The sequence below is a fragment of the Legionella sp. PC997 genome (assembly GCF_014109825.1).
GTDB lineage: Bacteria > Pseudomonadota > Gammaproteobacteria > Legionellales > Legionellaceae > Legionella.
The window spans coordinates 3,445,418-3,467,119 of the sequence record NZ_CP059576.1; the positions used below are offsets into that span (position 1 = coordinate 3,445,418).

The following is a 21,702-nucleotide window of genomic DNA, read 5'->3' on the forward strand; positions in this document are numbered from 1 at the left end:
GAAAAAACGAGTTGATGATGATAAAAGTTGGGCAATTTAATCGATTGAAAATGGTACGAGAAGCCCCATTTGGAGTATATCTTCAGGGTGGGGAGTTGGGAGAAATTTTATTACCCAATAAATCGGTCCCTAAAGGCGCGTTAGTTGGTGATGTAGTTGATGTTTTTGTCTATTTTGATTCCGAGGACAAAATTATTGCGACAACAATGCGTCCTCTTGCCACTCTAGGTAGCTTTGCTTTTTTAAAAGTGATCGATGTAAATCCTGTGGGAGCTTTTCTTGATTGGGGATTAGAGAAAGATTTATTGGTGCCCCACTCCGAGCAACACCGCCCTATGGAAAAGGGGAAATTTTATCTGGTTTATTTAAAGCAAGATAATCAGGGACGCATCATTGCAAGCTCAAAAATCGACTATTTTTTGGATAAAACTCCAGCTCACTTTAACCCAGGTGATGAAGTGAGCCTGCTTATTGCAGAAAGTACCCCGTTAGGCCGAAAAGTAATCATTAACAACAGCCATTGGGGATTAATTCATACAGGCGATATTTTTCAAACTTTAACATATGGAAAAAAAATAAAAGGGTATATCAAAAAGATGCGCGAAGATGGCAAAATTGATATTACTTTACGACAAATAGGTCAAAGTAGCATCAATGACTTGGCGCAACGTATTTTATCTAAGCTCGAACAGTCCCAGGGTTTTTTAGCATTACATGACAAAAGCTCGCCTGCAGAAATTCAACAGATGTTTTCGGAAAGTAAAAAAAATTTTAAAAGTGCCATAGGCCAACTTTATAAACGAGGTTTGATTAATATTGAGGCCAATGGCATTCGATTACAAAAAGTAGAATAGATTAGAAGTTGAATCTATATTCCACCATAATTGTCAGTTTAACAATAATCTCTATGCAACGGTGTAATATAAAAGGAGGGTTTTAAAAGAAGCTCTCTGCTGACCATCCTTGGTACAGGAGAGTGATCCTAGGAACAGAAATAAGCATAATAATCATCGTCTTTAGCTTTTGTATCTACTTTTGGAGCGTCAGTAAGATAGTGTTTTTTCACTTGAGATGAAAAAAAGCCCAGTTCCCCTTTTGCTGCTTGTAGATCTCGAGGTTTTGCACGAGTTACTTCTCTTAATCTTTTCTCATGTTGGCGTAGCACATGGTAGCCCACTTCTGGATCCGAAAAGTGATTTACACCAATTTGTTCATCATAGTATTTTGTGTTTAGCTCGCTAATTTTTTGTTCCCTTGCTTCCGCACATGAACTTAGGACTGCTTCAGGATGATGTTGGAAGCCGATGGTATAAAATCTTCCAGTCCTTTTCTCAACACTTTCCACCATTCGGTCAAATTTACCTCGTCCAGTTACTTGAAGTGAGGTATTTTGGGGATCCTCTTGAACATGCTGATGATGCAAGCAGGTAACATTGTATTCGATATCACCCTCTTTTTGGTTTAGTTTATAACGTAATGCATTATAAAGTTGACTTCCTTCATGAACCACTACCTTACTATTGTAAGTAGGATCCTGTGTTTCTTTATAAACCGCATCAAAATGCTCGTAATGAAGTTCATGTTGATTGGAATCTTCCGGAATGTCCGTTACTTCATAGCGATGAAAATGTGCGACTGTTTGTTGTCCACGACATATACCTAAAAGAGGAATATCCTTACTCTGGGCCAATTCTGTAAGGTCACCTTCCAGCTTCTTACGTGGGTCGCTGTTATCATGGACCGGGACATTAGGACCTCCGGGCAAATAGATACCATTGACCTTACCGGTGAATGCTGGATGAGTCAATCCTTCCTGGGGTGTTACTGGAATGACATCAAATCCTTTCGCTTGTAAATAATTCATTGTAAGGTCACAGTAGGCTGTCCCACCTTCTTTATCATAAAGCGCGACAATTTTAGGCTTTTCTTCCGACTGCTTCAATTGTTCTTTTTCGTCTTTATTTAAAGCGTATTCAAATTTTGGTCTCGCTTCGTTAGTATTTTGAACGGGACTTCCGTAAACAAATTCTCTCAATCTCTGAAACATAATAACTACCTCACTAACTTAGACCACAAACCATATATGGCCATCTAATATACAAATTGTACTCTTAAATTATTAAGTAATTATTATTAGGGCAGGTATTTTGATGCAATATTTGTAGGCTTCGAATTTATTGCTTTACGCAGGAATCCAAACAATCAACCTTGTTCTTGGCTAAGTTCTTGAAAAGAAAAAAATTTGAACAAAAGTCGACGAGGAGTAACCGAGTTAGTGTATTAGGTGTGAATTCTTTTTAATTAAACCGAATAAATTATGGGGTTTTTTATCCAGAGTTTCTTACCTCTTTACCTTCCTTGGCTATAAGAGGTCTGTAGTAGCAATGTAATTAGATCACGAAACTATAAAGTAAGCCTGAGTCGTCTCTGGGCTGTTTTTCTTTTGGTTTAGGCGCTTGTTCTAGAAAGTGCTTTTTAGCTTGATTGGTAAAAAAGCCCATTTCAGCTCTAGCAGCTCTTTCTTCTACTGATTTTGTTTTAGCTTCTCTTCGTTTCTGAAAATATTTCATTTCGGTATCAAAGGAAACCTCAGGATCAAAGAAAAGCGATTTTAAGCGATCTTCATTCTCTTCTTTTTCCAACTCAAGAAGGCGTTCTTTTCTTTTATTCTCATAAGAATTTATAAGTACTTCGGGGTGATGTTGTACCCCAAATGAATAATACTTTCCAGTTTTTATTTCAACGCTTTCGACCGTACCATCAAATTTATTGCGGCCTGTAATATCCACATCATGATTATTTGCATTCTCGCGTATATGTTGATGATGAATGCATTTGACTGGGTACTCCATGGGCTCATTATCTCTCTTTTCTTTAAATTCATTCTGTAATGCAGCAAATAATTGACTTCCTTGTTCAACCACAACTGTATTATTCGAATCAGGATAATTCGAATTATCGGCACCTGAATAATGCTGTTCATAGTCTGGCAAATCATCCACCTCCAAACCATTATGATGACCAAGAGCTTGTTGGCCTCGACAGACTCCAATAAGAGGAATATCTTTAGTGCGTGCAAGTTGCGTTAGCTGACCTTCAAACTGCTTACGTGGATCATCATCGCTATGAACGGGAATATCTGAACCACCAGGTAAATAAATACCATTAATAGATCCGTCTGTAAAAGCCGGATGGTTTAATCCATCATTTGAAGAAACTCGAATAACGTCTAAGCCATCATTTTCAAAATGTTGAATGGCTAAGTCAGCATTCGCTGCCCCATCATGCTCCTCGTAAAGAGCAACAACTTTGGGTTTGCTCTCTAAACGTGCTAGTTGTCTCTTTTCGTCCTTATTTAATTCATATTGGAAGTTAGGTTTTTTTTCTTCCTTTGAGGTTTCAGGACGGGTTTCTGAAAATAAACCACCCAATGGTGACCAGGGTGATGAAAAAAGACGTGAAAACATATGCTCTCCATAAAATACAAGTGATTTGCGAAGGAGATATTAACATATATATGAAAAACTCAAAGGGGATTTACTCAAATTTTGAACTTAAAGATGCAATTTTTTACAATTTCAACGAGTAAGCTGGGTACTTTAAATCAATGCATCAGCCAATTTTACGTTAAAGAAGGACGCACCTTAGTAGGTATTGGGGAATGCCAACCCTGTTTATAAGAATTCATTATGGAAGATAAGGATTACAGAAATTCATTAACCAAGGCAGAGACTGAATAGTTTATAATCCATTATGAGAAATTATTATCTCCAGAATTGGTTGTAAAAATCCATGAAAAATTAGCCAATAAAAAAGATTTTCCCTTCGAAGAAATATTATTAGATGAAGAAGAGGAGGATATACCCCGCCCTGCTTCCTTGCGATAGAGATATTAAGACTTAGTTCTATCCTCTTAGGCAGGTATTGTATCAATCCGTATCCGTTCTTCTCGGTATTGTATTAGAGGTCAATATTGTGATTCAAATTTAGCGAACTGTTCTTCTAATTTCCATTGAAGTTGAGCTTTTTGATTCATTTTTAGAAAATTCTCACACGCTGGGATTGGCTCTTCTGTTTCGGATTTCATGGGGGGGCAGAGGGGGTTCATAATCTTATATTGTGAATTTTCCCAAAGATTATCGCCGGGTAAAAAAGAATAATACAGGCTATTACGGGCTAATTGTTTTAGGGTGAGATAAGACAGTTTTTGTTCTTCAACGGCACGCTCATATTGACGAGTTAAAGGCTCAAGGCTTATTCCTTCATCATCGGTTGATAATGCAACCGGTACACCATATTTTAAATATAAAGCTAAGGGATGATTGTCTCCTTTGATGCCTAAAATATAATCGTTACTACTTAGATTGACTTCAACCAATACTTCTTTTTGAGCCATTTTATTTATTAATTCAGAGGCATTGTATTCGTATTGGATGTCAACACCATGTCCAATTCGTTCTGCAGAAGCAGTCTCTACGGCTTCATGAATATGAAATGTCAATCCGTCTGGTGTGACTAATTGAGGATTAAGTTCACCCGCATGGAGGGTAATATGAACATTAGGGTAGAGTTGATGTAAAAAAGCCACCATTTGCATATGTAATCGATAATCGCGCATAGATATTGGACCATCCTCAGTCTGAACCATATTAATGCCTACTATACGTGGATCGTGTGAAGCAGATTCAAATCCTGCCAGTAATTGTGCAAAAACCATCTCGGGTGGTTGTTCTCTACGAACCTGATACAAATAGCGAACCGTGATCTCACAACCTGCTTGTTCATTTTGGGTACCGCATTGTTGTAATGCATTCTTCTTAGCTTCGTCTTTGTTCAAATTAAGAGAAATATTAGTCACTATTTGGTCAAAGTTAGCACTTAATAATTGATTGCGCAGGTATTCTAAATTAGGATTCCATCCCATACTTTTTCCGAGTTGACTGGCCTCGTTCCCATCTGGGGTCGTCATGATTTCTAAATAAAGTTCGTTTTGGGCTGCCGCACGCTCAGTCATTTCAGCTAAAATTTCTCCTCCATGCATTTTGGTAATCAGGCTAAATTTTCCAAAAGCATTAAAAAAATGATCATGACCTGATTCATTTCCCATTTTATCGAAATGGCGCATCGACCATGCGTCAATCAATGAGTTGTATAACTTATTATTGAGTACCGCGTTAGCTAAATAATCTTCTGTGTTGCATGAAGGATTGATAAAAACCGACAAATTTTTATTCTCAATACATAAATCATCCATTTGCGCATAGTGAATTAAATTTTCAGGGAATGATGAGCCGCTCACGTGCATATGCAAATCACCCCCTTTAGGCATCTGAGTTAAAAATTTTTTTAATAGCCTAGGAGTGCTTTTAATGGAATCAAAGTAAGCTTGCGTATTTTCTTCAGGACTAGCGTAGGCTTGTATTTGAACTATTAAGAAACAAAACACATAAAAAAACTTATTCATATCGCGAGCAATTTGCATAAAATATCGACTATTTTTGCATGATAAAATTATTCGGTCAAATAAATTTGCTTTAATAAACATGCAATGACACGAATAATGACACTACAAGCAATGATATTGATATAGAACTGTCCCTCTAAGGGCTCTAAAAAAATGTAAAATTATTCATAAGATTTGATTTTGTTGATAATTAAAAACCAATATCAGCTACTATTATCCTATAATTGATTTTGATCCACATCGAACCTAATTCCTTTCGTGGCCTTAGGTCGCCTGGGTCCACACGAAATTATTGATCATTAAGAGAGGTATTACTTTGGAAAAGCGTATTTTCATAGTAGGTCATATGGGTGCTGGCAAGTTTGTATTTACAGAAGCCTTGGCTAACAAATTAGGATGGCAGATTGTGGATGCAAATCCCAGTATTGAACGTTATATTGGACGACATACTCGAGAAATTCTTGGTGAGCAAGGCGAAGCAGCGTTTAATCGTTGCCAGGCCGAAATTATTTCTCATAGCTTAGAAAAAGAAAATGTTGTTGTCTTATTGGAAGAATGCGTAATTTCGAGTGAGGAGTGTCGAAAATTGTTATCCTCTGAATTTGTAGTTTATTTGAAAGTTTCTATACCCACGCAGCTAGCTCGTATGAAAAATGGACGAACTTCCTCACTTCCAATTGATGATATGAAAAAATTTTTGGAAGAACAACATCGCGAACGAGACTCTTTTTATGAAGAGGTTGCTACTTTAGTCGTTGAATCCGTTGGTTATTCTGATCAAGTCTCGGAAATCAATAAAATTATCGATGAAGATGTTAGCAAAGTTATGAAAGCCTTGGAAAGTTAATCCATTCAGACTCATCCTTATGAAGGTTATTTTGACCCAGCCTCTTGTGAATTGGGGGGTACTGGGTCAAAAATGCCCCATCAATGCTCATAGAATAAAAATTTTCAATTTTGATGTTATAAAAAGTTACCTAGTCAATAATTAAATCTCCCAATAGCTTTATCGCATTAAACCTTTATTCTATAAATGCCTCCTCTATGATTAGAATAATCAAAAAAAGGTTATGAACAATGAATGTAAAAATATTTGTAAAGAAATTAATGGATTCTTGGAGTACAGATAACGTCGCGGGGTTAGCAGCAAGTTTATCTTACTACACTATATTTTCCATTACTCCATTATTAATTATTGCGATTGCCATTGCCGGCCTTGTTTTTAATGCCCAAGTGATTCAACACAACATACTCGAACAAATAGGGAACACATTTGGGAACGATCCTGCAGAGCAAATTGAGACCATGATTACCCAAGTTAAGCCCTCCACTCATATTATTTCGAATATTATTTCTGCTCTCATTTTATTATTTGGTGCTTCAGGTTTTTTTGGCGCACTGCAAACGGGCTTAAATGCCGTGTGGGGTGTCACAGCAAAACCTAGTGGTATTTTAGGGATCATTAAAAACCGGTTTTTATCCTTTACTATGGTTCTAGGTGTTGGCTTCCTGCTTTTGGTTTCGTTAATCATTTCCGTGGTGCTCTCCTTCGTGAGTTCGCATTTGTTAACCTATTTACCACAATTCGCTTTTATAGCTTATGTAATGAATTTTCTTATCTCAATTTTAGGCATTACCTTCCTATTTGCCTTAATTTTTAAAATTATTCCGGATGTGATACTTCAATGGAAAGATGTATGGTTGGGCGCTTTCATTACTGCACTTTTATTTTCAATAGGTAAATTTTTACTGGGTATTTATCTATCTCACTCCAATTTATCCCAAGGATTTGGTGCGGCTGGCGCTCTTATTCTAATTCTCGTGTGGATTTATTATTCCGCGCAGATTTTATTTACGGGAGCAGAATTCATAAAAGTCCATCTTCTTCAAAAAGGAAAAAAGATTATCCCCAGCAAAGAGGCACGGTTGGTAAGCAAATAATATAGGAATGAGAAAGGCGGATCCTATCCGCCTTCATCAATTAATGGATGGGTGCGTTCCAATCCTTTTCTAAGTCAGAGTAATCTCTATTCGGACGTCGTTTTACACTCATCACGATTCCTCCAGATTGTATTCCTCGCTCATATTCTTTTGCGCGTTCTTCTGGAATACCCCAACCAATTAATGCCCCAACTATTCCGCCTGAGATACTTCCGGCTCCCGCTCCGGCCAAAGCAGCAGCAATAGGTCCTGCAATTACGATACCTAATCCCGGGATCGCCAAACTAGTACCCACAGCAGCAAGCCCACCTAAGAGAGCGCCAAGCCCAGCTCCAATCGCGCCACCCACGCCTAGTCCTTCCGCAGCATGAGTTTCTTCATTTTGGACTAAGTCAGAATCATAATACTTTTTCTTGGAATCTTCTGACATAATGATATTAATATCATCTGGGCTGTATCCTCTATCTAAATAAGATTGATACGCTGCCTCTGCAGAATCTCGATCTGGAAAATATGCGGTAAGCATCTCATTATTTTGAGTTTCAGCCATTGTCCCTTTTTGGACGTTATGGGTTCCTGTTCTAGGTCGTGTATAATTTGTCATGATAACCTCCTGTTCATTTTATAATCCCTAATTGTGAAGTATAGTCCATTAACGGGATGATTGATTAATTATTGACCACTTATTCGATTATAGTCTGGAATCAGATATCTAGCTTTAAAGAGCAACTAACCCAAAAACCTGGTTGCCAGCAACCAGGTTACGTTTTAATTTCTACCTATTGGAGTATAACAACAGGTAAATTCAAATGGCTGAAAGTCGACTTGCTTGTTTAAATGTAAATAATATCCTTCATTCTTAAGTAATGAATTAACATTAAGTAAATGATCTACTTCATATAAATAATCACGATGCGGGGACTGCCAGTCAGAAATTTGAATAAGTGCTTTTTGTTTCGCTTCAAGCTCATTACCGGCCACTACAAAAATATTTTTATGTAATTCTGTAAATTGGGTTTTATCGTACCCCCCCAAATTTACGAAAAATAATTTATTACTATGATCTTCTGATTGTTCCTGTGAAACTTGAATCGTATATCCATCTGCATACTTTAAAATGCCCCAAGCATCTATATGTAAAGTTTTTGGTATACCCCACCAGCTTTTTCTGAGTCCCTCATAGGTATCTTCAATGGAATTGGCGACTAAAAAGCGTAGATCATGGAGTTCGATTAAAGAATTAGAGTGGCTTCCACCAATATAAATCACAAATAAGTTCATCTAGTTATCCTTCAGTATTAAGAATTACATCACCACGGGTGGTAATTTTATACTTTTCTTATTATTAATAATTATTTTTCAAATAATAGTTTATATGGCTTTTAGGCATGCAAGCAGCAAAATCTGCTCACCCCTTTTTTAGAGTATTAGCTGATTCTGTACCAGCAGATTCAGAATCGGGCGAAGTAGACTTTTGTGCCCCAGCGGCCGCTTCAGCTCCTGTATCATACTTCTTTACTTGGCGCCAATGGGTTGGCTCTCCTTGCTGAAAAGTTCTACTGAAAAAACTTCCCTGGTATTGATTTAAAGCGTTTGCATCGAGATGGAGCTTTAAAATTGATTTATATTTCCCTAAAGATGCATATTTATCCGCGCATTGTTCAATCTCTTGCACTATAGCTGTTTTTATTTGTTTCCATAACTCCTTGTTTCCTCCTTCACGCGCTCTTAACATCATATCGCTCAATTGGGCTGGGTTATTGAGGGGAATATCCTCATTTGCCAAAGTAAAAGACATTTCTTTTACTGGGGAAAAATCTTTGTCGAAATGAATTTCTTCCAGACGTTGTACGTCCTTTAATAATTCATCCCATCGCTGCCTATCCCCACGTAAACGGGCCCAATTAAGTAAATAAGCCAGTTGAGATAGATTTGTGGGAGTATCACTATAATCTACACAAGCCTCTTTTGAATTTAAATTTCCGCGTGCCACCAGACCATGGCAATTTATAAATTCGCCATATTTACCATTAAAATTTATACCGAAACTGAAACCTGACTCGTCTAAATTTCGACCATTACCGGCACAAAGTTGTAGACTGGTGAGTTGGAAGCCTAACTCATTAAGTTGATTATCAAGGACTTCTAAAATTTCTTCATCATCAAACAAACCGTTTGGGTAGTGTGAACTGCTAAATCCAATTACTGCTTCAATTTCAGCACCTTCAGGCGCCTTAGCCACCATCGCAGCGATAACCTCTTTTCCCAAGGGTGAATCTAGAGTATAACTCGTGATACCTCCTGGAAAATGGATCAGAGATAACCGCTTCACTTCATTGTTTTTCTTGACGAAAAAGGCAAAGGATACACATTCAGTCATGCCAGAAGTGAAAATTCCATGAGCGTCCTCTGAACCTATATTAACCACGTTTTTTGGATCGCACTCAGCATAAAACGGCGCGTATTTATAAGAAATAACATCGTCATCGATCGGATCTATGTACATAATTAACCTCACACAGGATAATTATAGTACTGTGTGGATCATTTTTACCAATTTGGTCAGACTCGATTGATTGGCATCACGACGCAACCTTTGGGACGATTTAGCCCAGTTTTAGCAGTTAAATCAGGTTCTTAAACTAGGAAGCCCGAGCTTTTGCAATTTCAAACTACTTCAATTTCAACAGGAGCAGTACCGGTTATACCGAGTTTTTTAGCAGCACCAAAGGATAAGTCAATTATCCTATTCGATAAAAAAGGACCTCGATCAGTAATCCGAACCACAATCGACCGGCCATTATTCAGGTTTTTAACCCGAACTCGGGTAGCAATTGGAAGTGTGGGATGAGCTGCTGTCATCGCATACATGTTATAGCGCGCTCCGGTCGATGTTTTTTGATGTCTACCGTGTGACCCATACCAGGAAGCAACTCCTTTTGCTTTGTAATTTTTGGCAGATTTCATCACATGATATGTTTTCCCTCTGACCACATAGTGATCTGGGCCATTAGGTGGCTGATGCACACAAGCAACCAGTAGCATCGGGAGTAAGCCTGTAATGAGTCGTTTAATGGTCAACAAAATCGTATCATAGTTCATAAAATTTTCTTCTACTTCCGCAACAGATATTTTACATTTAAAGTTTCAATGTTATCGAGATGATCCTTTTTAAAAAATATCACGAGAACAAAAAACTTCCTTGCAAAAAAAATCATCAATGAGCAAAAAATTTTTTATCATTGCCCTTCAGTTGATTTGGATTATATATTTTTTTGATGAGTATATACCAATAAATTTTGTTGTATCACCTCTTTCCTAAATCAATGATGTTTATAAATAGTGGTTTTATGTTCCTGGAGGCTTGGTAAGATTTTAGATATTTAATTAAAAATGAAAAAAACAAAAACTCTAAAAAAATTACGGGTATTTAAGCCCCTTTTGTAGTTTAATAAGTATTTTCAATCTTAAAAAACATTAAGTAATGAGTGGATTATATAAATTAAACAGGTTCAGTTTATTCCTAACTATTATCTTTTCATGCCAACAAATTTTGGCCAAAGATATCATTTCGCCACAAGCCGAAAATGAACCTCCAAATATAGGAAATTTTGCACTTCCCCCATCCCAACAGCCTGGTCCTTTTCTCTCATTTGGCCAAAGTTTAATTGAAAAGGATCAAATGCAATTTTATGTTGCACCAAATTATTTGAAAAGTAGAAGTGAGCATTTTTCAAGCACACCCATTTCATTTGTTTATGGCTTATCCGATAAAGCGTCCCTTTTACTATCACTCCCAATTGCTGCAAGTTATGTGAGCGATAATCATTCCTCGGGAATTGGAGATATTTACATTCAAGGAGAATACTCTCCTTATGACAATAGTACTTCAAAATATGCCGACCAGTTGACTGTTGTAGGTGGGTTGTCCGCGCCATCCGGTTCGTTTCGTAAAGACCCACCTACAGGTTTTGGGGCACCAAGTTATTTTTTGGGAAGTACCTATAATCGCATGTCTGTAGATTGGCTATGGTTTGCTGCTTCTGGGTTAACATGGATAGAAAAAAATGGCGAGGTTAAATTAGGAACCCAATATTTATATCAATCTGGCTTAGGTCGAAACATTAAAAGCGTAACGGGGAAATACATTTTTTTTAGTTTAGTTGAAGTTCATGGAGTCCATATGGACAAAGATAAGGTCTCAGGGGAAGCAGATCCCGACACCGGAGGAGACTTATTATTAATTACCCCTTCTTTATGGTTTTCTACCCAGAAATTCTTTTTTCAGTTAGGATGGTCAACCCCAATTTACCAAGCCTTGAATGGGGAGCAAAGCAAATTTAACTATCATATCAATGGGGTTCTCGGTGTCACTTTTAACTAGGTAGTGATTGATTATGAAGCATTTATACTATCCCTCTATAGGTGCCACTTATATTGCTTAATGTGATAAGTATTAATTATATGATTTGGTTTGTTCAAAATTAAAGAATTAAATAAGCTTTATAGATACTTTGTTTGGGTCTGTCCAAATATCATTTAACTCCTCATAACATTCTTTACTTGGATGCAATTGTCCCTTGTTTCTATAAAAATTAGAAAAAACAGTTTGTTCTGCTAATTTCAATCGAGCATCTACTTCTGTATTAGCCCAAGTATCCTGGCCATTTTCAAGAAGATTTTCATAACCTCCTATATCTCTAATTATTTTTATTGTTTCCTTATCTATTATTCGTAATCTGTAATGATTCATTTTAGCTCCAGAAACTTAATATTCTCCTTTTGTTTTATATTAGCTTATTTTTAAATAGACCAAGGATTAATGAACACTAGATTCAAAAAAAATTTACAAAATTGAGCCTATAAAATCTGCACAATTACTTGTATAGAACCCATCACTAATGAGGAGAACGACAATCCACTTCATTTGAGGAATCTATTTGGAGATGCGACATAAGTAACCAAGAAATTAGGTTATAAAAAATTTATTCAGCATAATTCAAACATGTATTGGACAAGATAATTCAATATTAGCCACATTAACTCCCAAGCGGACTTCCCAGGCATTGGGAAATAACTTGAGTTTAAGTAAATACAGCAATTAATAATTCTTTATGTCGTTAAGTATAAGTAGAGTTTTAATACTATAGTTATAAGTACATGGCGTTTAAGGAGAATAATCATGCTGGGGACAATATTGTTAATTGTCTTGATACTCATTTTAATTGGTGCCTTACCAAGATGGGGGCATAGTAGAGGATGGGGCTATGGGCCCTCTGGTATTATTGGGCTTATTTTAGTAATTTATTTAATATTACTTTTGATAGGGCGGGTGCCTTTTTAGAATCTTAACTCTAAAAATAAACTCTACCTAGCGAAGCCATTGAATGAAATTATTGTTGGGGGCTTTTGAAGATGGGAAGCTCCCTAGACCAATTTACTTTTCTAATTATAGTAAATATTCCATCGGGTCCCAGGACTCTTGGGAAGGAATCTGCTTTCGAATAGGAGGCACTCCTGGAACAATTGAAAAGAGCACATTGGGGTTCAATAAGCAGATATCCATTAATATGCAGACTATACTTAAAATAAGATTAATAATTGGATTAAATTATGAAAAAACATCCTTTCCAAAAAGGACTAGAAAAAGCAAACGAGAAATTAAAAGAAACTGATTTAGGGGTTTATAATCAAGAAAAGAAAGAAATTGGGCATCATCGAGATAATCATAAAAAAGGCAAAAAAAGATAACTCCTTCTCCACCCCAGTTTGTTCCTGAATATAATTAAAACTCTTTATAATCGGTTAAGCAAAGAAGGTTCGAGCACTTTTTAAACACCCTTATTTAATCGCATGCCACTCTTCATCGTGTTGCTCAAAGTTATAGCTTTTTATACTCATGCAAATAATCAAACAACTCTTTATCAGATAAATGCATCAGGTTTTTTTGTATCTTTAATTTTATTAAATCAGTCGCATTTTTATTAAGATGCTTGGAAAATAAACCCTCTATTTGAGCTGGCATTACAATTACCAATTCCTTATAAAGATTCTTATTTCTTGCTTCATTAAGTTCCAGGGCTATTTCTCTAGAAAAATTATTGTCTTGTACGTCTTCTATTTCTGTATGTGGGTCGTAGACTCCTCCTCCCCCCTTAGAATAACTTGAATTGTACCTTCCAGGTTTATCTGTAAAAAGCTCACTATCCTTTAATTTATTTTCAGGACGACTAATTTCTTTAAGTAGATTCAAAGCATCCTCTTGATATTCATAAATTCGGCAATTATTCGTATTTGCAGTAACTATCCATTTCATTTCAATCTCCTTTTTTAAAATCAGTGGATGCCTGGGATTTTATTAGTGTAGTACAAGATCTTGAAGAACAAAAAAAATAAAAAATATGCTATTCCCTGCAATTTGCAGAAAGATGAGGTTAAATATATTAAACCTGCGCATATGTGAATGTAATACTATAGAACAATTTCGACATAAAATAACGGGAGAGAGATTTACATGAAAGGTACTATAACCGGTAAATTAGTAAATTTGATCAAAAAATCATTGATCTACAACGGTCGACCATGTTCACATTAACCTCAAAATTAAGTAATATTGCACTCTTTTTTTTCTAGAATAATAGTATGAAGCTAAGTAATTTAACAGCAATGGTTCACGCCTCAGAAATAATGTATCAGCAAGTTGATAAATCTTCGTTTAAAGAATTAACCGAATTTATGGGAACTTTCAGTAAAATTTATTCCCTATTTCAAACTAGGGAACTCTATAAACTTGGTAATGCTGATATTCCATCTGAGCTCAAGATTTTTTTTGATGAAAATGACTCTGCACTTGATCCATTAAGCCGAAAGACTTTAGCTTTGGCTGATTCTATTGACAATGAGTTTAAAAAATTTCGTGCCTCGAAAAACTCTTCTCTCATGGGACAATTTTTTTCATTCTTTGTGCAATCTGATTCTGATCGCAAAGTATCGTCAAGCAGTATATACAATACTGGAATGAGCCAAACAACGAGTGGCAGTTCGGTTACCCTGGATAGCATTCTAAAGATATATAACACCAAGGATAAAAATGTCGCCCTCCGAAAAGCAGCCCACCAAGGCAGTGTTACCCATGTTGAGTTACTAATTAATAACTTTGGCGCCGATATTAACAGCAAAAGTAGTAATGGCTTTACGGCTTTGGACTGGGCTTTCTATAATAATAAGATGGAGCCACAAGGCGTCTTCAATACACTATGCTGGCTAGGAGCAGATCAATCAACTCTTAAACCTCTTCTTGGAAAATATGTAACCGATGATGAGTCTGAATTTCCTACAAAGGATCTGGCTTTAGCAAGAGCCATGAAACAAGAAAATCAAAAAGATATCGGCATATTAGTCACTAAGTACAAGGCAGACACGGAAAAAGCTCAAGAAATTCTGAATGCTGAAACAAAATCTCTAAGCTTTTAATGGATAAAGCGGCGTAGGCTGGGCTGTAAAAGCCCAGCGTCCTGAGCATTCCTATTCTTGTTAACTCGAAAACAAAACATTAATTCATGGATCAATTCATTCGTAAGATCACGTCAAAACCTATGTTTTTGGGACATAAACAATAAAGTGCCCCCTGTAAATTGCACTATAATTATAGAAATAGACCCATTTGAGGTGATTCATGTGCAACTTACGAGATGTTGTTATCTTTTTAGCTGGTGCTGCGTTTTTGCATACCATAAGCCATATTGTTTTGCCATATTTTATTACTATGCCTCTGGATATGGGATTCATGGTGCTGACAACCCAATTTAATTTTTGGGTCATAGGAATCAGCGCTATAATTACAATTGCTTTGTTATGGTGGGCATGTAAGCTTAATAAAAAATAACTTTGTGGCCAGCAAGCTCATTAGTTCCATTGTCCCTATGCTTTGTGGTTTTTGGACATGGAGCCCAAAATTTTCCTGCGTTCACAATCCCCATCTTTTCAAGATATAAAGGGGACTAAAATCTTAGCTCATTTTATTTGGCGCACTGGAATTTGCAATTAAACGTGTAGTTATATTCAATAATATGAGATCCATTCTTGGTCGTTAAATAAATAACCTTGACTATATGAAAAAATACTCTTACAAATTGAAAGATATTCCCATTCCTATTTGAGGTTCATGGCAAGCTTAATTGATTTCAGGATCCACTTGAGCATAGGGCTTTTGTTATTATACTCGCCATTACATGCCTCTTTTATTGAGCAAACAATGGGAACTGCTGTAGTGAAGGATGCCACCGCTGTTTACTTTAACCCTGCGGCATTAACTATTTCACCCCATCAACAACTTATCCTCCTGAACACCCTGGCAAAAGCGCAATTTGAGTTTAGCGGGAGAGCGCAAAAAATACCTTTTGGTAATTTCGAGTCAGGATCAACAACCTCTAAATCCAATTTTTTCTTACCTTCCATGTATCTTAGCATTCCTATAAGTGAAAGATTCGTGGCGGGTTTTGCTGTCGTTGCAAATGATTTCAATCGCGAATTGGATAATCACTCAATTCTGCGCTATATCCTGGCACGCAATCAAACGAATAATATTGACTTCATTCCCGCGCTTGGCATTAAAATTAATCAATTCCTTTCCATAGGGGGAAACCTTAATTTTACCTATGCTCATCTCATCCAGGAGCCTATTTCTGCAGGCATACCCCGTTTGAATATTCCTGAAAGCCGTAGCTTGAATGACACTCAAGCAAACAGTTTGGGCGGTGATTTTGGGATACTAATTAAACCTGGTAAAAAGACAGCCTTGGGTTTTAATTACCGCAGTGCAGTGACTTATAATTTACAGGGGAGTAGTACGATAACTGGTACGCCGAGTATTTCTTCGGATGATTACCATTTTGAGTACTGGACACCAGCAAGAAGTGTCGTGACACTAAGCCATTTTCTTAATGAAAAATTAGGCTTTATAGGAACTGTTCAATACCTGCAATGGAATATCTTTAAAGAGGTTTCTGTGTATAATTTTGCTACGCAAGCCGCCTCCCAAGTATTTATAGTCCCCCGGGCTCGCATTAATTATCACTTTCACAACAGTTGGCTTTTAACCCTCGGGACAATTTATCAAGTTTCACCAAAGTGGGTAGTCCGAGTAGCAGGAACATATAATCAGTCCCCCTCGAATGGGAGATTTCAAATAGGCCCTGGAGACAGTTGGATTACTGGTTTTTCCATGGGCTATCAATTGATGAACCATCTCACTGTTGATTTCGGTTATGGCCATGCTTTTTTTAAAAAGGAACAGATTGATATTAAAACTTCCCAGAATATTATAACGGGCACCAATGAAGGCGCCCATGACGCCGCCTCTCTCAAATTTACACTCACCGCTTAATGGTTACTTGAATGTGACATATATAATAGTCTAGATAGCAAAGTATATTTTGATGGAAAGAGATGGATATAGGCAGGGGAGCGGATATCAGAGTGAACGTCTAAGGATGAAAAATCTTATCTATAACAAACTTTTGATTTCCTTTTTTTTGGCGATCCCGTAAAAATCGTGATAAACCTTCTGAGATATTTTTTTGTTCAAGTAATTTTTATAATGTAGGTTCTGATTAAGCCAACATGTTCCAATTGGAAATGGCTAAGTCATAGTATCCATTTTTAGTAATATAAACCACTTTTGATTATGACTTTAAATACTGAAGAAAATAATTTTAAAACGTAAACTAATAGGAGTACAAATGGTATTTTTTACAACTGCTGGAAGAGAACACACCCTTAATTTTAAGAAATTATCCGAATACGAAAACAATAAAGAAGAATATCTAAAACTTGCAGCTTCTTGGGCGAAAAAAGCATGGGGATATTTGCAAAATAATGATAAACAATTTTATCTCAAGGATGTACGGGCAAAGCAGGATCAAATTTACGTTGGCACTTTTAATGATCAACCAGTGGGTATGTTTGGTTTATTTGAAAAAAATTTTCATCGATTTCAAAATGATGATGAAGATAGTGCTATCCGCGGTGAATTAAAAGTGGTTTATTTTGATTATATTTATGTAGAAGAAAACGCCCGGGGATTAGGTTTTGCCAGACAGCTTCTGGAGAAAGCAAAATCTCTAGCTGTTGAATTAGGTGCGGATTTTATTTACCTCGATACATTGAATCCGAAACTTAATAAAATGTATATAAAACTTGGAGCAAAAGTAATTTGTGAAGGGCAATACCTTGAAAATCCCACAGATGTTTTAAGTATTCATCTTTAGTAGGTATTCTTTTCTTTTAAAAATAGTCGGGCACTGCCCGACTACTCCATTCAAAAAAAGAACTTCTGAAAGATTACTTGCACCATAAAAATTTAAATCTCTGAATACTCCAGAAAATGCATAAATGGTAATAACCCTTTTACAAGCGGGTTCTGTATACTCTGAACTTAATCAATTAAGGAGCCATATTTTGAGTAGAGCTTGGGCCTTCGTCAGAATGTTCTTGACGATGTCTCTTCAAATTAACCGTAGGTCTGCTGCCCCTTTGCATCCATGATAAAATAGGATAGTGTGACTTATCTTGTTCACTCCGCTGTCTAATTCTTGATAAAGTACTGGGTTTGAAATGAGCTAATTTAGAATAATCCACACACTCTGAGCGAATTAATTGGCGTTGTTGTTCGAGCGGCAAAGCGGCTAAACTTCTAACTTGCCCTAACTCAAATGTTAGAAAATTGGTTTTATAACGATGACTCACCTCTAATAGCGCAGGAAACTCGCTAAAGCCTTGTTTCTCAACATTCTGTTTTGGATTAAAAGGATCAAATCCTTCGGTAATTTGCGGATCAATGAGTGAGTGTTCATGAATATAAGGCTTTTTGTGATAATTGACCCAACGACAATGAGGATAGGACGCCTGAAAACTCCCATTTGTTTTGGTGAAAATAGTTTTTCCATATTTTTGGGCCGCGGCAAGAACACATCCATTTCCATAAGTTCCTCCTAATAATAAGGTCTTGGATCCCGCTCTTTTACACTCCTGATTAAAAGAACGCATGGTAGCTCCAGAAGCTATTTGTTCTTCAATTTTTTTCTGAATTAAATTATCGCTGCCCAAATATTGACTAATATTCAAAAATAACTCTTTTACATCCGTTGTCTTGTAATGAATAAAGGCAGGATAAGAGGAATCTTTACACATTATGAGTCGTTCTTGAATATTATTTAAAATAGAAAATATATAGTTTTTATGCGAAATATCGTTAAAAATATTATGAAACGATTCAATGTATAAACTATCCCAGGCGGGTAAATGAGTGGCTTGACGATAAAAATAACGGTCGTTTATCCAACACTCTTTATGTGTTCTAAGACAGCTAAAAAATATGTCTAACTTTGCAACATCATTATCAAATGCACTCCGATATAGAGGATCGATTCGTAGTGGAGAAAGCATTGGGGTAAGAAATTTTAAAGCCCTTTTGGCATTACTTAAAACACAGAAAGGAAGAATCTCATTTTCGATATTTTTGTCTTCTTTACTTCCAGTCATTATGAGTTCATTTTGGTGTTTTACTACTTCATTCATTAATGCAAAAAAGTAAACAACTTGTTGGGTTTTTAAAACAGACGGGTGGGTTTCTTTCTGTATATACTCAAGAAAAGCTTCCTCGTTTGGAAAATGTACTATTTGAGCAGCAAATTGATTCAAAGCAATTAAGGCATTTTGAAACTCTTGAATCGATGCAAAGAATACCAGTTCCTTCATAATAATGTCTATTTCTTCATTTAATGGAACTTCCTCTCTTTGAGAACCTTCTATGGCCTTGATTAAGTTAATCACACTATCTCGTGTGAGGTCTTTTTTAGGATTTATCTTAAATCCTTCAATCCTACTCGCCTCTTTTTTATCTTGCATTAATGACAACCCTTAAATTTAACTGAACAAAAAGTGGGTATTATAAAAATAAAATGGTAGAACTCCAGACAATTATCGAATTGTTCAATGATCATATTTGGATAACGACCACTATAAGCATGCGTTCAGGGACCTAAGGGGAATGTCTATGTACTTTTTCAATCTAGACAAAAACTCCCTAAGTCTGATATATGTATGGATACCCCAAAATCAAGGAAGAACATGAACAAGATCATTCGTAAAGTTTTAATTTCTATCTCAGCAGGTACAATATTATTACTTGGTTTATCCACTTCAGGGTTTGCTCAGTGCAAAGGTAATGCCGAATCATTTGAATCGGGCACGGCGAAACATGAGAAATGGCAATCAATAGGCAATAGTTACAGCAAATCCACCCGACAAGCTGTCTTGTTTAAAGAAATGAAAGGAGGAATTGCCAAACTTCCTGCAGGCCACAACCATCCACCACATTTTTACAAACATAAATTGCTTGTTGTCATTATGGAAGGAACCCTTCACCTTCATATTAATGGTAAAACAACAACCTATAGCAAAGGAGAATATTTCATTCTACCTGCTTACACTTGCGTTAGCAGTCATTCTAAAAATGGCGCAACAATAGTTATGGTTGGAGCAAAACCCGGAGATAGTTATCCAGTTAATTCAAAAAACTAGCCTCGTGATTTGAGTCATTTGCCCTGATATATCAGCAATGGGGGCAGACGCGATTAATTGAGATTCCCCCTTGATCAGGGGGAACAATTCAGCAATCGTAGGTTGGTCCTGAACCTACCTAAGATTGCTAAGCTGAAAATTGAATTTAATTCCTTATCTAAATGTCTTGGTGATATAATCATCAATATGGCTAAGTTATATAAATTTATAGATTGGAATAAGTCTTATGTTTTTAATTAGTTATAAAAATTTAAAAAATATCAAGATAAGAGAAAATTTTGAGTCAGATACCACCCTTGATAAGGAACTAATAGAAGAATTACTTAAAATAAGATCTACAAATTTAGAACGATTTAATATGTTGGTCAAATCAAAAAGGACAGCTGTATTCAGTGATATAAACGATTTAAAAAAAGATGCAGAATATTTTGCAATTTTTAAGTCTTATGAGGCTAATTTAATAAATACCACCTATCTAAACCAACAATTTTGTCTTAATCTTGCAAAAGCCTGGCCTACTGTTAAAGACATATTCACGCAACTCGAAATAAGAAAAATTGCATTATCATGCATGAGCCAAGACCCTCTCCAACGTGAAATAATTATCAAATTAGTTAGTAGTGATCGACGATTTAAATCACTAGAACATTTTAATTATGAAGTTGCATTTAGGTTAAATGCAGTCAAACTCATGAACAATCAGAAATTTCATTCGCTTGATGGTAATTATCAATATCCTACAGCTGAAGCTAATTATCTACAACTCAATAAAAACTATTGGATCCAAGCAAATAACAAATTAGGACTTTTTAAAGTAAAAGAAGAAGTATTACCCTCTGAAGCAATAGATTCCATTTTTGATGATACAACAAAAATAGTTCTTGAATGCCATAGCATGATGATGTGTATCCAGTATAAAGCATTATTAGATACTATCGGCGCAAAAAATTTTAATCTCCTTTTTAAAAGCCACCCGCTTATAATCGCGGATGGTCTTTTAATTGGGGATCATAAACAGGAGATGTTAGAAATCTTTCCTCACTCTCCTGTCTTAAAAAAAGAAGATTATATCCCTGGCGATTGGTTGTATCTTTCCAATTTTCAAGAATACAGTCATGCAAGCCTGTATGATTATTCGAAAGATGGTAATGGCCTCCACACAATGTTTATGGGAAATGAGAAATATCGGGGTTTTGGCTCTCCGTTAATGACAGAAAAGGAAGCTGAGTTTCATTTTTTGGAAATTTATAACGAGGATTTTTGTGCATTTCCTATTGAATTAACACCTGAAAATATCGATATGAGGACCATGGGGCTGGAATCTTGCGAAGAAGAACTTCAAATAGGTAAAAAAGTAATAATATATGGACATATAAATTGTCCTCTACAAGAATGGCAACATGTTGAGTGTATTTATAACGGAAATGGAAGATTCGAGTGTAGTAAATTAGAAATGAAAAGCGCAACGGAAGAAGAGATTATATTAGCTTTATTAAAAAAATATAATTCATTACTTCCTAAAAAGAAAACCGAGGAGGATTTAAAAGATCTAAACATGTTTAGGGGAGCGCACTATGTTAAAAGCATTAACTTTGCCGGCGAACGATTCAACTTCCTCTTTGAACCCGCTCTAAGCTTTAAATTTTTCGATAAAAATAAATCTTTCGAGACCGGTCTGAGCCAGAATATGAGTGATCTTTCTTTTAATTAGAATC

At 36.1% G+C, this 21,702-nt stretch carries 22 protein-coding genes; 12 read left to right on the forward strand and 10 right to left on the reverse strand.

Annotation, left to right across the window (positions count from 1 at the left end):
* Window positions 1-14: 14 nt before the first annotated feature.
* Complete coding sequence (locus tag HBNCFIEN_RS15050) at window positions 15-854, forward strand: S1 RNA-binding domain-containing protein (RefSeq protein ID WP_255464246.1); 840 nt, start codon at window positions 15-17, stop codon at window positions 852-854.
* A 128-nt stretch (window positions 855-982) separates the two neighbouring features.
* On the opposite strand, the gene HBNCFIEN_RS15055 is transcribed toward HBNCFIEN_RS15050, so the two are convergent.
* The 3 genes from HBNCFIEN_RS15055 to HBNCFIEN_RS15065 all read right to left on the reverse strand — a co-directional run bounded on the left by HBNCFIEN_RS15055 (window position 983) and on the right by HBNCFIEN_RS15065 (window position 5,545).
* A complete protein-coding gene (locus HBNCFIEN_RS15055) occupies window positions 983-2,047 on the reverse strand; it encodes a gamma-glutamyl-gamma-aminobutyrate hydrolase family protein (RefSeq protein ID WP_182391873.1) in 1,065 nt (354 codons plus the stop codon).
* 343 nt (window positions 2,048-2,390) lie between these two features.
* Window positions 2,391-3,467 carry a gamma-glutamyl-gamma-aminobutyrate hydrolase family protein gene (locus HBNCFIEN_RS15060; RefSeq protein WP_182391874.1) on the reverse strand — a complete coding sequence of 359 codons (1,077 nt, stop codon included), beginning with the start codon at window positions 3,465-3,467 and terminating at the stop codon, window positions 2,391-2,393.
* A gap of 500 nt (window positions 3,468-3,967) precedes the next feature.
* On the reverse strand, window positions 3,968-5,545 hold the full coding sequence (locus tag HBNCFIEN_RS15065; protein ID WP_255464247.1) for an adenosine deaminase: 1,578 nt from the start codon (window positions 5,543-5,545) through the stop codon (window positions 3,968-3,970).
* A gap of 235 nt (window positions 5,546-5,780) precedes the next feature.
* On the opposite strand from HBNCFIEN_RS15065, the gene HBNCFIEN_RS15070 reads away from it, so the two are divergent.
* Both HBNCFIEN_RS15070 and HBNCFIEN_RS15075 read left to right on the forward strand, forming a co-directional pair.
* Window positions 5,781-6,311, forward strand: a complete 531-nt coding sequence (locus HBNCFIEN_RS15070) for a shikimate kinase (RefSeq protein WP_182391875.1) — start codon at window positions 5,781-5,783, stop codon at window positions 6,309-6,311.
* 230 nt (window positions 6,312-6,541) lie between these two features.
* A complete protein-coding gene (locus tag HBNCFIEN_RS15075) occupies window positions 6,542-7,405 on the forward strand; it encodes a YihY/virulence factor BrkB family protein (RefSeq protein ID WP_182391876.1) in 864 nt (287 codons plus the stop codon).
* A gap of 40 nt (window positions 7,406-7,445) precedes the next feature.
* Here the strand turns inward: HBNCFIEN_RS15075 and HBNCFIEN_RS15080 are convergent, their stop codons facing one another.
* From HBNCFIEN_RS15080 to HBNCFIEN_RS15095, 4 genes are all read right to left on the reverse strand, one after another.
* Window positions 7,446-8,009: a hypothetical protein gene (locus HBNCFIEN_RS15080; protein WP_220470998.1), complete on the reverse strand. Its 564-nt coding sequence runs from the start codon at window positions 8,007-8,009 to the stop codon at window positions 7,446-7,448.
* Between the two features lie 164 nt (window positions 8,010-8,173).
* Window positions 8,174-8,686: a DUF1543 domain-containing protein gene (locus tag HBNCFIEN_RS15085; RefSeq protein WP_182391877.1), complete on the reverse strand. Its 513-nt coding sequence runs from the start codon at window positions 8,684-8,686 to the stop codon at window positions 8,174-8,176.
* 127 nt (window positions 8,687-8,813) lie between these two features.
* Entirely contained in the window at window positions 8,814-9,911 is a 1,098-nt protein-coding gene (locus HBNCFIEN_RS15090; protein ID WP_182391878.1) for a hypothetical protein, read from the reverse strand.
* Window positions 9,912-10,072: 161 nt separating this feature from the next.
* Window positions 10,073-10,507, reverse strand: a complete 435-nt coding sequence (locus HBNCFIEN_RS15095) for a septal ring lytic transglycosylase RlpA family protein (protein WP_182391879.1) — start codon at window positions 10,505-10,507, stop codon at window positions 10,073-10,075.
* 382 nt (window positions 10,508-10,889) lie between these two features.
* On the opposite strand from HBNCFIEN_RS15095, the gene HBNCFIEN_RS15100 reads away from it, so the two are divergent.
* On the forward strand, window positions 10,890-11,789 hold the full coding sequence (locus HBNCFIEN_RS15100) for a hypothetical protein (protein ID WP_255464249.1): 900 nt from the start codon (window positions 10,890-10,892) through the stop codon (window positions 11,787-11,789).
* Between the two features lie 108 nt (window positions 11,790-11,897).
* Here HBNCFIEN_RS15100 and HBNCFIEN_RS15105 read toward each other — a convergent pair whose 3' ends face one another.
* Entirely contained in the window at window positions 11,898-12,158 is a 261-nt protein-coding gene (locus tag HBNCFIEN_RS15105; protein WP_182391880.1) for a hypothetical protein, read from the reverse strand.
* Between the two features lie 432 nt (window positions 12,159-12,590).
* On the opposite strand from HBNCFIEN_RS15105, the gene HBNCFIEN_RS15110 reads away from it, so the two are divergent.
* Together HBNCFIEN_RS15110 and HBNCFIEN_RS15115 are read left to right on the forward strand one after the other, a co-directional pair.
* Window positions 12,591-12,749, forward strand: a complete 159-nt coding sequence (locus tag HBNCFIEN_RS15110; protein WP_220471029.1) for a DUF3309 family protein — start codon at window positions 12,591-12,593, stop codon at window positions 12,747-12,749.
* A gap of 269 nt (window positions 12,750-13,018) precedes the next feature.
* Window positions 13,019-13,156, forward strand: a complete 138-nt coding sequence (locus tag HBNCFIEN_RS15115; protein ID WP_182391882.1) for a hypothetical protein — start codon at window positions 13,019-13,021, stop codon at window positions 13,154-13,156.
* A gap of 130 nt (window positions 13,157-13,286) precedes the next feature.
* On the opposite strand, the gene HBNCFIEN_RS15120 is transcribed toward HBNCFIEN_RS15115, so the two are convergent.
* A complete protein-coding gene (locus HBNCFIEN_RS15120) occupies window positions 13,287-13,721 on the reverse strand; it encodes a host attachment protein (protein ID WP_182391883.1) in 435 nt (144 codons plus the stop codon).
* Between the two features lie 326 nt (window positions 13,722-14,047).
* Between HBNCFIEN_RS15120 and HBNCFIEN_RS15125 the strand changes: the two genes are divergently transcribed.
* The 4 genes from HBNCFIEN_RS15125 (at window position 14,048) to HBNCFIEN_RS15140 (ending at window position 17,673) form a co-directional block, all read left to right on the forward strand.
* Window positions 14,048-14,878 carry an ankyrin repeat domain-containing protein gene (locus HBNCFIEN_RS15125; protein ID WP_182391884.1) on the forward strand — a complete coding sequence of 277 codons (831 nt, stop codon included), beginning with the start codon at window positions 14,048-14,050 and terminating at the stop codon, window positions 14,876-14,878.
* A 202-nt stretch (window positions 14,879-15,080) separates the two neighbouring features.
* Complete coding sequence (locus HBNCFIEN_RS15130; protein ID WP_182391885.1) at window positions 15,081-15,290, forward strand: hypothetical protein; 210 nt, start codon at window positions 15,081-15,083, stop codon at window positions 15,288-15,290.
* A 279-nt stretch (window positions 15,291-15,569) separates the two neighbouring features.
* Entirely contained in the window at window positions 15,570-16,790 is a 1,221-nt protein-coding gene (locus HBNCFIEN_RS15135) for an OmpP1/FadL family transporter (protein ID WP_182391886.1), read from the forward strand.
* A 355-nt stretch (window positions 16,791-17,145) separates the two neighbouring features.
* Window positions 17,146-17,673: a GNAT family N-acetyltransferase gene (locus tag HBNCFIEN_RS15140; protein WP_182391887.1), complete on the forward strand. Its 528-nt coding sequence runs from the start codon at window positions 17,146-17,148 to the stop codon at window positions 17,671-17,673.
* A gap of 175 nt (window positions 17,674-17,848) precedes the next feature.
* On the opposite strand, the gene HBNCFIEN_RS15145 is transcribed toward HBNCFIEN_RS15140, so the two are convergent.
* Window positions 17,849-19,312, reverse strand: a complete 1,464-nt coding sequence (locus HBNCFIEN_RS15145) for a hypothetical protein (protein WP_255464251.1) — start codon at window positions 19,310-19,312, stop codon at window positions 17,849-17,851.
* Between the two features lie 222 nt (window positions 19,313-19,534).
* On the opposite strand from HBNCFIEN_RS15145, the gene HBNCFIEN_RS15150 reads away from it, so the two are divergent.
* Together HBNCFIEN_RS15150 and HBNCFIEN_RS15155 are read left to right on the forward strand one after the other, a co-directional pair.
* Entirely contained in the window at window positions 19,535-19,987 is a 453-nt protein-coding gene (locus tag HBNCFIEN_RS15150; RefSeq protein ID WP_182391888.1) for an AraC family ligand binding domain-containing protein, read from the forward strand.
* Between the two features lie 226 nt (window positions 19,988-20,213).
* The gene (locus HBNCFIEN_RS15155; RefSeq protein WP_182391889.1) at window positions 20,214-21,698 is read left to right on the forward strand and encodes a transglutaminase; all 1,485 of its coding nucleotides are present in this window, start codon (window positions 20,214-20,216) and stop codon (window positions 21,696-21,698) included.
* The last annotated feature ends 4 nt before the right edge of the window (window positions 21,699-21,702 follow it).

Bases quoted from the DNA above. Each gene is read 5' to 3' on its own strand.
- HBNCFIEN_RS15050 (WP_255464246.1), top strand. From the start codon at position 15: ATGATGATAAAAGTTGGGCAATTTAATCGATTGAAAATGGTACGAGAA.
- HBNCFIEN_RS15055 (WP_182391873.1), bottom strand. From the start codon at position 2,047: ATGTTTCAGAGATTGAGAGAATTTGTTTACGGAAGTCCCGTTCAAAAT.
- HBNCFIEN_RS15060 (WP_182391874.1), bottom strand. From the start codon at position 3,467: ATGTTTTCACGTCTTTTTTCATCACCCTGGTCACCATTGGGTGGTTTA.
- HBNCFIEN_RS15065 (WP_255464247.1), bottom strand. From the start codon at position 5,545: ATGTTTATTAAAGCAAATTTATTTGACCGAATAATTTTATCATGCAAA.
- HBNCFIEN_RS15075 (WP_182391876.1), top strand. From the start codon at position 6,542: ATGAATGTAAAAATATTTGTAAAGAAATTAATGGATTCTTGGAGTACA.
- HBNCFIEN_RS15080 (WP_220470998.1), bottom strand. From the start codon at position 8,009: ATGACAAATTATACACGACCTAGAACAGGAACCCATAACGTCCAAAAA.
- HBNCFIEN_RS15085 (WP_182391877.1), bottom strand. From the start codon at position 8,686: ATGAACTTATTTGTGATTTATATTGGTGGAAGCCACTCTAATTCTTTA.
- HBNCFIEN_RS15090 (WP_182391878.1), bottom strand. From the start codon at position 9,911: ATGTACATAGATCCGATCGATGACGATGTTATTTCTTATAAATACGCG.
- HBNCFIEN_RS15095 (WP_182391879.1), bottom strand. From the start codon at position 10,507: ATGAACTATGATACGATTTTGTTGACCATTAAACGACTCATTACAGGC.
- HBNCFIEN_RS15100 (WP_255464249.1), top strand. From the start codon at position 10,890: ATGAGTGGATTATATAAATTAAACAGGTTCAGTTTATTCCTAACTATT.
- HBNCFIEN_RS15105 (WP_182391880.1), bottom strand. From the start codon at position 12,158: ATGAATCATTACAGATTACGAATAATAGATAAGGAAACAATAAAAATA.
- HBNCFIEN_RS15115 (WP_182391882.1), top strand. From the start codon at position 13,019: ATGAAAAAACATCCTTTCCAAAAAGGACTAGAAAAAGCAAACGAGAAA.
- HBNCFIEN_RS15120 (WP_182391883.1), bottom strand. From the start codon at position 13,721: ATGAAATGGATAGTTACTGCAAATACGAATAATTGCCGAATTTATGAA.
- HBNCFIEN_RS15125 (WP_182391884.1), top strand. From the start codon at position 14,048: ATGAAGCTAAGTAATTTAACAGCAATGGTTCACGCCTCAGAAATAATG.
- HBNCFIEN_RS15130 (WP_182391885.1), top strand. From the start codon at position 15,081: ATGTGCAACTTACGAGATGTTGTTATCTTTTTAGCTGGTGCTGCGTTT.
- HBNCFIEN_RS15135 (WP_182391886.1), top strand. From the start codon at position 15,570: ATGGCAAGCTTAATTGATTTCAGGATCCACTTGAGCATAGGGCTTTTG.
- HBNCFIEN_RS15140 (WP_182391887.1), top strand. From the start codon at position 17,146: ATGGTATTTTTTACAACTGCTGGAAGAGAACACACCCTTAATTTTAAG.
- HBNCFIEN_RS15145 (WP_255464251.1), bottom strand. From the start codon at position 19,312: ATGCAAGATAAAAAAGAGGCGAGTAGGATTGAAGGATTTAAGATAAAT.
- HBNCFIEN_RS15150 (WP_182391888.1), top strand. From the start codon at position 19,535: ATGAACAAGATCATTCGTAAAGTTTTAATTTCTATCTCAGCAGGTACA.
- HBNCFIEN_RS15155 (WP_182391889.1), top strand. From the start codon at position 20,214: ATGTTTTTAATTAGTTATAAAAATTTAAAAAATATCAAGATAAGAGAA.